Genomic DNA, 11858 nt, shown 5'->3' with positions numbered 1-11858 from the left:
ACTAAATAGAAAATAGGGAAGATGCTCTAAATCAACTGTGTGTTGTGACAGAGCCATATATTATTGGGCACGGTTGTGAGGGGTTATGGCGGAGAGTTATTTCACGTTGAGGGCGGGGGCTGAGGTCACCGGGGAGTTCGAGGATCGCAAGAGCAGGTTCATCGCCCAGCTGGTCCATGTCGAGTCGGTTGAGGAGGCGCAGGCGCATCAAGCTGCAGTCCGAGCGCGGCATTATGACGCTCGTCACAACGTCCCCGCATTTATCTTGGTGGATGGAACGGAGCGCGCAAGCGACGATGGGGAGCCGCAGCGGACAAGTGGCATGCCCACGCTCGAGGTGCTGCGCGGCGCGGGGCTCAAGGACGTTTGCTGCGTGACCACGCGCTACTTTGGCGGTACGCTGCTGGGGCCGGGCGGTCTGGTGCGCGCCTATACGGCTGCTGCGCAGGCGGCGGTCGAGGCCGCCCGCCAGGCGGGCGATATTGTAGAGATGACGAGTGTGGTGGCGGTCGACATTACTGTTGCATATCCCCAATACGAGCAAGTTGTGCGCAAGATTGCCGATACGCGCGGCAAGGTCACCGCGACTGACTACACCGACGAGGTCGTTATCCACGCCGTGTATCGGGAAGGCGAGGAGCTCGCGCTTGCGCCGAAGCTCACCGAGCTCATGGCTGGGCGCGAGCGCATCGAGATAGGAAGCCCCCATTTCGACGAGTTTTAAGTTCTGCCCTGGATTCCCATCTGGGGTAACCGCGTAACTGGCTAAAAACTACCGATTTGTATCGAGAGGCGCGGTGAAACCGCCCGGTTCGTCTCGAAATGCCGCTTCAGGCAAGCCTCGTTGTGTTGCGTATGGGCCTTTCAGTCGTTTTGCGCCCATGCAACCTGCAGTTTTGTTGCGCTCAATTGTTCTGAACGTAGACGCTTGGCGGATCAAGCGATACAAATCGGTAGTTTTTAGCCAGTTACGCAGACTTTTGCGTTTCGATCGTGCGGATAACAAAGCACGGTCTGAGGCGGTTACCCCTTGATAATGTCCACGAACAGATCAATGGCGTCGTCGATGCAACCGGCGCAAGAGCGCAGCGGACCAGCGTCCCCGCCCACGCCCTTGAGCTCGCGGCAGATGGTCGAGCCGTTCTTTTCCCTAAACGCATCGCAGTACGCGCGAGCGAGACGGTACGTGGCCCCCTTGCTGCCTGGAGCGTCGAAACCTGAGCTCTTTATCTGGCCGAGCGCCATGATGCCGCCCGAGATCGCCCCGCAGGTCTCCGACATGCCGCCCATGCCGGCACCGAACCCCTCGGAGAGGGCGAATGCCGCCTTCTCGTCGATGTCGAGCGCCGGTGCAAAGGCGCAGATCACGGATTGGGCGCAGTTGAAGCCGCGCGCGTGATAGTCCGCGGCGGCCCTCTTCAGCGCCTCACGATCCGTCAAAGTAACCGATTTATTGATTGCCATGGTTCTTCCTTCGCGTTTGCGGTGAACGGTATACCATTTTACCTATCTATGAAACGATGCGGCTGCTCGCCGTGTCGATGCGAGCGAAGGAGAGCCCATGGCCGAGCATATCGGAACGACCTGCGTGCAAGGCGGCTACCGTCCCGGGGACGCTGAGCCCCGCCAAGTGCCGATCTACCAATCCACCACGTGGAAGTACGACACCTCCGAGCATATGGGCCGCCTGTTCGATCTCGAGGAGTCGGGTTACTTCTACACCCGCCTGCAGAACCCAACGAACGACTACGTGGCCGCAAAGATCGCCGAACTCGAGGGCGGTACCGCCGCCATGTTGACGAGCTCCGGCCAGGCGGCGAACTTCTTCGCCGTCTTCAACATCGCCGGCGCGGGAGACCACGTGGTGGCAAGCTCCGCCATCTACGGCGGCACCTACAACCTGCTCGCCCACACCATGCGCCGCATGGGCCTGGAGTGCACCTTCGTGGCGCCTGACGCGAGCGACGAAGAACTCGAGGCGGCGTTCCGACCCAACACCAAGTGCGTGTTCGGCGAGACCATCGCCAACCCTGCACTCGCGGTCCTCGATATCGAACGCTTCGCCGCTGCGGCTCACGCCCACGGCGTGCCGCTGATCGTGGACAACACGTTCCCCACGCCGATCAACTGCCGTCCCTTCGAGTGGGGCGCCGACATCGTGACCCACTCCACCACCAAGTACATGGATGGCCACGGCGCCGCAGTGGGCGGCGCCATCGTTGATTCGGGCAACTTCGACTGGATGGCCCATGCCGACAAGTTCCCGGGCCTCACCACCCCCGACGAGACCTACCACGGCGTGACCTACGTCGAGAAATTCGGCCAAGGCGGTGCCTTCATCACCAAGGCAACCGCCCAGCTCATGCGTGACCTCGGATGCATTCAGAGCCCGCAGAACGCCTTCCTGCTCAATCTTGGTCTCGAAAGTCTACATGTGCGCGTGCCGCAGCACTGCAAGAACGGCCAGGCCATGGCGGAATTCCTGTCGAACCATCCCGCCGTGCGCTTCGTGCGTTACCCGGGCCTTCCCGGCGACAAGTGCTACAACCTCGCCCAGAAGTATCTGCCGAACGGCTCCTGCGGCGTCGTGAGCTTCGGCTTCACCGGCGGCCGCGCCGCTGCCGAGCAGTTCATGAAGAGCCTCAAAATCGCCCAGATCGCCACGCATGTGGCCGACGCGCGCACCTGCTGCCTGCATCCGGCGAACGCCACGCACCGCCAGATGAACGACGCCGAGCTCGAGGCGTGCGGCATCGCGCCCGATATGGTGCGTCTGTCTTGCGGCATCGAGTCCACCGAAGACCTGATTGCCGACGTCGAGCAGGCGCTCGCGAGCCTGTAGGGAGGGGTATCCATGGTGGAACACAAAGGGAGCCAGCGGAGCAACCCCCGCAAGCAGGCGCGCGCCGCTGCCGCCGAGCGCCATACCGAGCAGGTGGCCGTGCGCTTCGGCAAGGAAATCGAGCGGAGTTCGGCCGGTGTGCGCCGCGTCGAGGCACCCGTCTCCGTCGAGGTCACCGGATGCGTGCCCGAGGTGCGCGTGGTCGACGCCGACTCCGTCGCCGCGATCCTCGAGAACGGCCGCGGCCGCGCGGAGTACTGCGATCTCGCCGTGCTCGACTTCGCCTCGTTCGTGAACCCGGGTGGTGGCTACATTCGCGGCGCTTGGGCACAGGAGGAGGCGCTCTGCTCTGAGTCTTTCCTCTACAACGTGCTCGAATCCCAGCGTGACTGGTATGGCGAGAATCGTCGTCGCAACATCAATTGCGAGCTGTATCGAAACCGCGGTCTCGTGGTTCCCAAGGTCCGTTTCGCGCGCGATAAGATCCACGCGTACGCCGATGTGCTCGTGATCGCCGCTCCCAATGCCCGCCGCGCGCGCGAGGAGTATGGCGTCAAGGAAGGCGTCCTCGAGCGCGCCATGCGCGAGCGCATCCGCTTTGCGCTTGATGTGGTGGATATGCTTGGGCATAAGAAGGTCGTGCTCGGTGCCTGGGGTTGCGGTGTGTTCGGTTGGGACGCCGATACGGTCGCCGAGCTGTTCCGCGAGGAACTTGCGCGGGGCACGCACGCCATCGAGCTCGCCATCTTCGCCGTTTCGCGCGATCGGTTCAACGAGAACCTCCAGCATTTCGAGCATGTCTTCGCTGCATTTCCCGAGAAGAACGCCGTGAGCTACGCCGAGGCCGCCGCTGAACGCGCCGCTGCGGCGGCAGAGGCGGAGGCTCAAGAGGAAGACGAAGGGGAGGACGACTGGCGCAAATACCTGTAGTTCGCTTCGGCGGCACAACCGTTTCCATCACGATGCCCTGGGAGGCAGTATGTCCTACTCCGAATTGACGCGCGCCCGCTACTCTTGCCGCTCCTATGAGGACCGTGCGGTCGAGCCCGAAAAGCTTTCCGCGATTCTCGAGGCGGGGCGTATCGCGCCGTCCGCCTGCAACAAGCATCCCACGCGCGTGCTCGTCTGCGATACCCCGCGCTTGCGTGAGAAGGCTGGGATTGCGGCAAAGCACTTCGCCAAAGACGGTAGCGTCTTCGGCGCACCGCTCGTGCTCGTGGTGTGCGAAAAGGTCGACATCGCCTGGGTGCGCAAGTATGACCAGATGGATTCGGGCGATATCGACTCGAGCATCGTTGTTGACCAGATGATGATGCAGGCAGAGGATCTCGGTCTGTCCACCTGCTGGGTGTGTCACTTCGATCCGCGCGTCGCCATCGACGAGTTCGGCCTTCCTTCGGATCTGTATCCGGTGCACATGCTCACTATTGGGTATGCCGCAGACCAGATTGCCGACGCTGAGGCGCGTGAGGCGCGCACCATTCCCATGAGCGAGTTTCGTTTCCTTCCGCTGGAAGTGTAACCGCGCCGTGCATCTGCTCGTGCTGGACTCCTCCCGCATGCGGGGGAGGCTGTTGTGCTTGGATGGGTGGCGCGTTTGCGCCCCGATCGGATGCGTTGCACAGGGCGGATCTCGCCGCTGGCGGATGGCTGGATATCCCTTGTGCCGCGTGGGGTACAAGAAGGTCGATGCGTGCACATCGCAGTCCACATCGATCGCACAGGAGCTCCCAACATGAAGACAACCACCTTGAACTATGCCAGCCGCGATGGGGAATCAACCATCTGCGCGCTCGTTTGGGAGCCAGACGAGGTCGCCTCGGGCGGAGAGGCTCCGCGCGGCCTCATCCAGCTCGTTCATGGCATGTCCGAGCACGTCGAGCGGTATGCGGGGTTCGCCTCGTTTCTGTGCGAGCAGGGTTTCGTCGTGTGCGCCAACGACCATATAGGACATGGCAAGACCGTTTCCAGCGCCGAAGATCTGGGCCACATGCCGCTTGAGGCGGGGGAGGATGTGCTCATAGCCGACGTCCAGACCTTGCGCGAGACCGTCCTCGATCGCTTGTCGGTCCAATGCGATATGCGTGTGAGTGGCATTCCCTACGTGATCTTCGGCCACTCCATGGGAAGCTTCGTCACACGCGTGTTCCTCACCCGCCATGCCTTTGGCGTTCGGGCCGCGGTGCTGTGCGGAACGGGACATCAGGCGCGCGCTCTGTCGAGCGCCGGCAGGGCACTCACGCGGTCGCTTGCGAAAAAGCACGGGGAGCGATATGTGAGCTCCTTTGTCGATGGGCTGGGCGCGGGCGCGTATGGCAAGGCGATCAAGGGCGCCAAGACCGACGTCGACTGGCTGGCGACCGACCCCGAGGTCGTCGCGGAGTATCAGCGCGACCCCCTGTGCGGGCAACCGTTCACGGTCGGTGCCTATCACACGCTCACGAGCCTCGTGTCCGATGCGACCGATCCCCGTTTGGCGCGAAAACTACCGCATGCCCTGCCGTTGATGTTCATCTCGGGCGACGAAGATCCGGTTGGCGCGTGTGGGGCGGGCGTGCATCGCGCCGTGGAGATGTATCGCCGTGCGGGCATCGAGCGCGTGAGCGAGAAGCTGTATCCCGGCATGCGTCACGAGATACTGAATGAGCCCATCAAAGACGAGGTCCACCGCGATATCCTGACATGGCTGGAACGCCAGGGACTGTAGCCCTGCCTTCGTGGTATCCTGCTGTGAAATCTGCAGACCATAGGAGGGTATTCATGAGGGAGCTCGAGGAGCGCATTGTACGCGACGGCATCGTCAAGGCCGGCAATGTCCTTAAGGTCGACGCGTTTTTGAACCATCAATGCGACGTTGAGCTCTTCGACCACATGGGTGCCGAGTGGGCGCGCCTGTTCGAGGGTGCTGGCATCAACAAGATTCTCACCATCGAGGCAAGCGGCATCGGTATCGCATGCTGCGCATCGCGACACTTTGGCAATGTGCCGGTGGTGTTCGCCAAGAAGGCGCAGTCCATCAACTTGGACGGCGAGCAGTATTCCACCACCATTTACTCGTTCACCAAGCAAAAGGAGTATCCGGTCATCGTGGGTCGCCGCTTTTTGGAGAGCGGGGATCGCGTGCTTATCATCGACGACTTTTTGGCGAACGGCTGCGCGCTCGAGGGGCTCATCTCCATCTGCGAGAGCGCCGGAGCCGAGGTCGCGGGCATCGGCATCGCCATCGAGAAGGGCTATCAGGGTGGTGGTGACAAGCTGCGCGCCCGCGGGTATCGCGTGGAGAGCCTCGCCCGCATTGCCGGCATGGACGACGAGACGGGCGAGATCGTCTTTGCGTAAGGCTCCCCGCCATCGATCCGCGCTAGAGACGCGAGAGTGAACTTTCGAAGCGCGATTTGCTCATAATTACCTTATTGACGCCCCGAGAGTGAACTTTCGGGGCGTTTTGGCGCCTCGGCTGTTGCGATGGGTTCCGCATGGCCGATATCGAGCGGCTGCAACACGTTGAGTGCGCCGGGCACGACCTCGATGCGCATGCTCTTGGCGCGGATTTGCTCGCCGTCGAGCTGGATGGGGTAGTCGCCTGCGGAAAATGTAAGGTCGACCTTTTTGATGCGTTCGATATGCACGTGTTTGCTTCCAACGTGGCGGCCGTTCTTGGCAGAAAGGAAGACTGGCAGCGCCACGGCGCGCGGCACGGGGCCGGAGGCGTAACATACATCGATCAATCCGTCGGAGATGCTGGCGCGCGGGCAGATGTTGAATCCCGATCCGTAGGTCGGCCCGTTTTGGATCGCGAATACGATGGTGCGCAAGTGCCGAGTCTCACCATCGTCAAATCGAACGCGAACGGGATAGTCGCGATAGCTCCGCCCGAACGCTTTGAGTCCGCTCGCCATATAAAGCGGTGCTCCCGTGAGCCCCGTGCGCTTTCGCATGGTGTGCGTGTCGATGGCAATGGCGGCATCGAGCCCAAATGAGGCAGTCTGGACGGCGTACTCCACAACCCTGCGGGGTGCCCCTGAGCCGCTCGTCTCGTAGGTGATGCGCATGATGTCGCAGACGGTGGGTTCGCTGGTGAGCAGGGCGGAGAAATCGGTGCCGGAGACATCGGTGATGTCGGTCAGCCCGAGGGTGCGCGCAAAGTCGTTCCCCGACCCGACCGGCACGACCCCGAGCATGGGCCGCTGCGCCGCCGGGATCTGCATAAGGCCGTTGGCTACCTCGTGCACCGCACCGTCGCCGCCGAGTGCGAGCACGGTGTCGAATTCTGACGCCGCGGCCGCAAGCTCCGTCGCATGTCGGGGGCGTTCGGTTTGGGCGATGTCGAATGCCTCGCGGTGGCAGTACATCGTGAGGAAGCGCTTGAGGCGCTCTGCAGCCCCTGCTGCCGCACCACTTTGCGCAACGGGGTTGACGATGATGAGCGCATGTCCAAGTGACTCGAGCCGGGCGTTCCTCATTCGTCGATCATCTCCTCGAGCTCCTGGCGATGGCGTTCGTAAGCGCCTTCTACGGTGAGGGCCGTATCCTCCTTGAGCGATCGCCTCTTGGGGGTGACGATGCGCTGTGCGGGGTACACGGCGTGGTGTCCGGCGATGAGATAGCTCATAAAGCCCACGATGACGAAGTACGCACCCGCGCTCGCTCCGAACATGTCGATACCGAGCATGATGGTGGTGATGGGAACGTTGAGCGCCGCGCCGAAAACCCCCACCATGCCCAATGCGGCCATAAGGCTGGGGTCTCCGAGCGTGACCGATCCGATCCAGCCGCCGAGGGAAGCGCCGATGCCGAACAGGGGCGTCACCTCGCCGCCTTGAAATCCCGCCCCCACGGTGAGTGCGGTCATGACGAGTTTCAAGACCGGGTCTAAGAGGGTGGTCTTGCCCTCGAATGCCGCGGGGACCATCCATTCGGAGAGGCCGCCATAGCGATGCAGGCCAAGGCCGAGGAAAAGGAGGACGAGGAGGATGCCGCTTGCTCCTGCGGCTGCGAGGTAATTCACGAAGAAGCGAGCGTAGAGGCGCTTGACCGTGCGGATGCAGAACGTGAAGAGGCGTGCGGCGAGGCCAAACGCGACGGCGGCGCCGATGACGACGGCCAAGACGCTTGGATCCATCGGTGGGACGCGCGAGATCGTTTGGAAGGCGAAAGGGCTGCCAAGGGCTCGGCTCACGGCATTCCCGATGAATGACCCGGTGAGGCAGTAGAGGGCGGCGCTGTAGTCGAGTTTGCCCACAAAGCACATCTCCATGCCGAAGAAGGCTCCGGCGAGCGGCGTGCCGAACGCCGCCCCGAATGCAGCGGAGATACCCGCCATCATGAGATCGCGCCGGTCGTGGCCCTCCACGCGGAACACCGTGGCGACGTTGCTCGCGATGGTGCCGCCCATCTGCACTGCCGCTCCCTCGCGACCGGCAGATCCGCCTGCGAGGTGCGTGGCGGTTGAGCAGGCGAAGGTGAGCAGCGCCATGCGGCCGTGGATGGGTGTGCCGGTTATGGTGCTGTCGATGACTAGGTTGTTGCCGCGCTGGGCACGCAATCCGTGGTTGCGGTAGAGCCAGGCGGTGGCGAGGTTGACAAGGGGAAGCAGTCCGAAGAGCCACAGATGGGCTTCGCGTGCGTCCGTGGCGAGTCGTAGCGCGGCGAGGAAAGCCCATCCGGCGACTCCCATGAGTGCGGCGACCAGCGCGCTGAGTACCAGGACGCGAAAGCTCGCCCGCGCGTTTCCCGCGTTGCGCCGAGCATCGAAGGCGAGTTCGCGAGACCCGCGGCGCAGTTCGCCTCGCGCCGCTTTGAGCGCCTGCTTGGGCATGGTCATCCTCCTTGGGTGTTTGGGGTGTAAATGCGTTTCAGTATACGCCGCCATCTTTGGTCGCCGATAGGCAAACGACCGCGCTTGAACTATTCTCTAATGAGAATACAACGGGCGGCATCGCATGTGCCCTCGCCGTTGCGGCGGCGCGGCTCAATCGTCTTTCGATTTGCGGCGGGCGTTGCGGCACCCGGGATATGGTGAGGAAGGGACTTTATGGCACAAGACTTCAACCCCGATGCGCACATGCTCACGGTGGAGGAGGCGTTGGACGTCGTCCTGCGCCACGTCGTTCCAACGCCGATAGAGGAGATTGCCTGCTGGAGGGCAGCGGGGCTCCCCTTGGCGCGCGACGTCGCGACCGATATCGACTTAGCGCCCTTCGCCAACAGCGCCATGGACGGATATGCGGTGCACGCTGAGGACCTGCTCGATGCCGACGTGAAGCATCCCGTGGTGCTCGATGTGGTAGGGCATGAGGCCGCAGGCCACGTATTCGAGGGGGCCGTCGGCACGGGGGAGACCGTGCGCATCATGACGGGTGCCCCGGTCCCCGAGGGGCTCGATGCCGTTGTCAAGTACGAGATCGTCGAGGTCCTCGAGGGTGATGGCAACGAGGGCTCGCGCGTGGCATTGAGAAAGCCCGCATCGATTGGGGAGAATATCCGCGCTGCCGGTCTCGAGGCTCACCGTGGTGAGGTGATCATGCGCGCCGGCGAGGTGGTGACGCCCGCCGGTGCCGGCTTGCTTGCCAATGCCGGTGCCGCCGTCGTGTCGGTCCACCGCGCGCCTCGCGTCGGCATCATCTCCCTGGGAACGGAATTGGTCGATGCCTCGGTTGTGCCCGCGCGTGGCCAGATCCGCGACGTCAACGCCCCTGCGCTCATGGCGTCTGCGATTGCCGCGGGCGCGGAGCCGGTGTTTTACGGCATCGCTCCCGACGACGAGGGGCGCATCTGCGAGCTCGTGCGGCGCGCGGTGGACGAGTGCGACCTCGTGGTGACATCCGGAGGCGCGTCTGCGGGCGATTACGATTACGTGACCGCGCTCGTCGCTCGCGAGGGCACGGTCCTGTTCGACCGCATTTCCATGCGTCCGGGCAAGGCGGTAACCTTTGGTCTCGTCAATGACGTGCCGTTTGTCGGCCTATCGGGCAATCCTGCCGGCGCGTTTATCGGCTTCGAGCTGTTCGTTCGCCCCGCCATCCGCAAGATGCGCGGCCACTCCGATCTGCAAAGGCCCGTGCAGAAGGCGCGCGTCCAGCGCGATGTGAAGAAGCGCCAAGACCGTCGCTTCTACAATCGCGCGCGCGTTGAGCGCGATCCGGCGGGTGAGCTCGTCGCCACCGAGGCGGCGACGCAGAACTCCGCCATGCTCGTCGACCTTCATCGGGGCAATTGCCTGCTCGTGGTGCCCGATGGCCTGCGGGGCATCACCGCAGGTGATGAGGGTGAGGTAATTCGTTACGACCTGCCCGAGGGCACCGTTCTGTAAGCCACCAACCAGTTCATTCAGACTATTTGGAGGAGCCCCATGGATATCAAATTCGCGATCATCACGTGCTCCGATACGCGCGACGTCACCGAGGACGAGGCGGGGGCGGCGCTCGAGTCCCTGATCAGGGAGGCGGGATGGTCGGTATGCGCACACGACGTGGTACACGATGACATGAGGGAGATCTCCGTCGCCATACGCACCGCGACCGACGACCTGGCGGCAGACATCGTGCTCACCTGTGGCGGCACGGGTCTTTCCCCGCGTGACGTGACCCCCGAGGCCACCGCTGCGGTGTGCGAGCGCGACGTCCCGGGCATCGCCGAGGCCATCCGTTCGTATTCGCTCGCAAAGACCCGCCGCGCAATGCTCTCCCGCGCGTGCTGTATGCAGCGCGCGGTTCGCGGCGAGGACGGTCTGCCCATGGGAAAACTCGCGCTGGTGATTAACTTTCCCGGGTCGACAAAGGCGGCACGTGAATGCTGGGAGGCCATTGCCGACCAGCTCGAGCATGCCATGCAGATGTCTCGCGGCGGGGGTCATTAACATTATTCTCAACTGAGTATTATTCTCAAGCAAATATAATATGAATAATGTGGACGGGCGTACGTACGGGCTCATCCACCTATCCATATCAGGGGGAAAGGACAGTGCATGAAGAAGATCAAGGATGGCTCCCGTAGCCGCGCGTTCGCTGGATCGCGGCTTTGGTCTCGCCGCTTTATCGTGGCGTGGGGCATGACGGTTCTGATTGCCGGCTCCCTTGCGGGCTGCGGCGGTGATACACCGGCAACGAATTCGGGCTCAAACGACCAGGACTCCATGGAAGCAGTCGAACTCCAGGTTTTCGCCGCCAATTCGCTTGAGAAGGCAATGCCCGAGGTGCAAGAGCTGTACACCGAGAAGACGGGCGTCACGTTCGCCGATACGCAGTTCAAGGCATCCGGCGATCTCATAGAGCAAATGCGTGCGGGCGCGCAGGTCGATGCTCTCATCACGGCTTCAACCGGCACCATGGATGACGCCGTTGAAGCGGGCCTGGTCGACGACGACACGCGCTTCGACATGTTCGTGAATGACCTCGTGATCGCCAAGGCCGAAGGCTCTGACGTCGAGATCGACTCTCTTGAGGATCTCGCGAACATCGACGGCAAGGTGGCTATCGGAGACGCCGTCACGGTTCCTGCGGGCAAGTACGCAAACCAGGCGCTGTTTACCATTGGCCTGTACACAGGGGCTGCCGGTGACGACGGTGAGTACGCGCCGGAGTTCGCCGGTCGCGTGGCGCTGGCCGACAAGGTGGGCACAGCCGCCAAGTACGTTTCGACCGGTGATGCGGTCATCGGCTTCGTCTATAGCTCTGATATCTTCCGGTACGATGGCATTGAGCAGGCCTTTGTGTGTCCAGAGGATTCGCATAGGCCCATCGTGTACCCTGGCGCCGTCTCCTCGACAAGCGAGCATGCCAAGGCTGCCGCGGACTTCCTCGACTTTTGCATGAACGACGCCGGCGCCCAGAAGATCTGGGCAAAGTACGGCTTCGAGCTTGCCGAATAGCTGCTTCGCCCGAATGTTCTGGCATACTGGGACGAACGCGAATGCTGGGACGAACGCGACGGCGCATGAAAAGGGAAGGGGCGGCCATCGCGGTGAACTGCCTCCCATTTCTTGGACTGGAAAATAAAGTCCTCGAGATGGGAGGTT

General features: G+C 62.7%; 12 protein-coding genes. 9 read left to right on the top strand and 3 right to left on the bottom strand.

Annotated features, from left to right (window positions below; genetic code table 11):
• Positions 1–85: 85 nt before the first annotated feature.
• Positions 86–724 carry a YigZ family protein gene (locus tag Q5Q88_RS09015; RefSeq protein ID WP_302743108.1) on the top strand — a complete coding sequence of 213 codons (639 nt, stop codon included), beginning with the start codon at positions 86–88 and terminating at the stop codon, positions 722–724.
• 299 nt (positions 725–1023) lie between these two features.
• On the opposite strand, the gene Q5Q88_RS09010 is transcribed toward Q5Q88_RS09015, so the two are convergent.
• Complete coding sequence (locus Q5Q88_RS09010; protein ID WP_118654143.1) at positions 1024–1464, bottom strand: C-GCAxxG-C-C family protein; 441 nt, start codon at positions 1462–1464, stop codon at positions 1024–1026.
• Positions 1465–1561: 97 nt separating this feature from the next.
• On the opposite strand from Q5Q88_RS09010, the gene Q5Q88_RS09005 reads away from it, so the two are divergent.
• The 5 genes from Q5Q88_RS09005 (at position 1562) to Q5Q88_RS08985 (ending at position 6181) form a co-directional block, all read left to right on the top strand.
• A complete protein-coding gene (locus Q5Q88_RS09005) occupies positions 1562–2842 on the top strand; it encodes an O-acetylhomoserine aminocarboxypropyltransferase/cysteine synthase family protein (RefSeq protein ID WP_118654142.1) in 1281 nt (426 codons plus the stop codon).
• 12 nt (positions 2843–2854) lie between these two features.
• The gene (locus Q5Q88_RS09000; protein ID WP_118653747.1) at positions 2855–3772 is read left to right on the top strand and encodes a TIGR02452 family protein; all 918 of its coding nucleotides are present in this window, start codon (positions 2855–2857) and stop codon (positions 3770–3772) included.
• Between the two features lie 49 nt (positions 3773–3821).
• The gene (locus tag Q5Q88_RS08995) at positions 3822–4364 is read left to right on the top strand and encodes a nitroreductase family protein (protein ID WP_118653746.1); all 543 of its coding nucleotides are present in this window, start codon (positions 3822–3824) and stop codon (positions 4362–4364) included.
• Between the two features lie 213 nt (positions 4365–4577).
• A complete protein-coding gene (locus Q5Q88_RS08990; protein ID WP_118653745.1) occupies positions 4578–5549 on the top strand; it encodes an alpha/beta fold hydrolase in 972 nt (323 codons plus the stop codon).
• Between the two features lie 53 nt (positions 5550–5602).
• Positions 5603–6181 (top strand): xanthine phosphoribosyltransferase, encoded by a 579-nt coding sequence (locus Q5Q88_RS08985; RefSeq protein WP_118653744.1) that lies wholly within the window; start codon positions 5603–5605, stop codon positions 6179–6181.
• A 71-nt stretch (positions 6182–6252) separates the two neighbouring features.
• Here the strand turns inward: Q5Q88_RS08985 and Q5Q88_RS08980 are convergent, their stop codons facing one another.
• Together Q5Q88_RS08980 and Q5Q88_RS08975 are read right to left on the bottom strand one after the other, a co-directional pair.
• Positions 6253–7305 (bottom strand): diacylglycerol kinase family protein, encoded by a 1053-nt coding sequence (locus Q5Q88_RS08980; protein ID WP_294121841.1) that lies wholly within the window; start codon positions 7303–7305, stop codon positions 6253–6255.
• On the bottom strand, positions 7302–8660 hold the full coding sequence (locus Q5Q88_RS08975; protein ID WP_302743103.1) for a chloride channel protein: 1359 nt from the start codon (positions 8658–8660) through the stop codon (positions 7302–7304). The genes Q5Q88_RS08980 and Q5Q88_RS08975 overlap by 4 nt, the downstream gene beginning before the upstream one ends.
• 216 nt (positions 8661–8876) lie before the next feature.
• Between Q5Q88_RS08975 and glp the strand changes: the two genes are divergently transcribed.
• From glp to modA, 3 genes are all read left to right on the top strand, one after another.
• Entirely contained in the window at positions 8877–10154 is a 1278-nt protein-coding gene (gene glp, locus Q5Q88_RS08970) for a gephyrin-like molybdotransferase Glp (protein WP_302743101.1), read from the top strand.
• Between the two features lie 39 nt (positions 10155–10193).
• The gene (locus Q5Q88_RS08965) at positions 10194–10700 is read left to right on the top strand and encodes a molybdenum cofactor biosynthesis protein B (protein WP_118653740.1); all 507 of its coding nucleotides are present in this window, start codon (positions 10194–10196) and stop codon (positions 10698–10700) included.
• A gap of 108 nt (positions 10701–10808) precedes the next feature.
• Entirely contained in the window at positions 10809–11711 is a 903-nt protein-coding gene (modA, locus tag Q5Q88_RS08960) for a molybdate ABC transporter substrate-binding protein (RefSeq protein ID WP_302743098.1), read from the top strand.
• Positions 11712–11858: the final 147 nt, after the last annotated feature.

The organism is uncultured Collinsella sp. (assembly GCF_959026545.1).
GTDB lineage: Bacteria > Actinomycetota > Coriobacteriia > Coriobacteriales > Coriobacteriaceae > Collinsella.
Note: the sequence above shows the minus strand (reverse complement) of the source record. Positions and strands in the feature narration are given on the sequence as shown.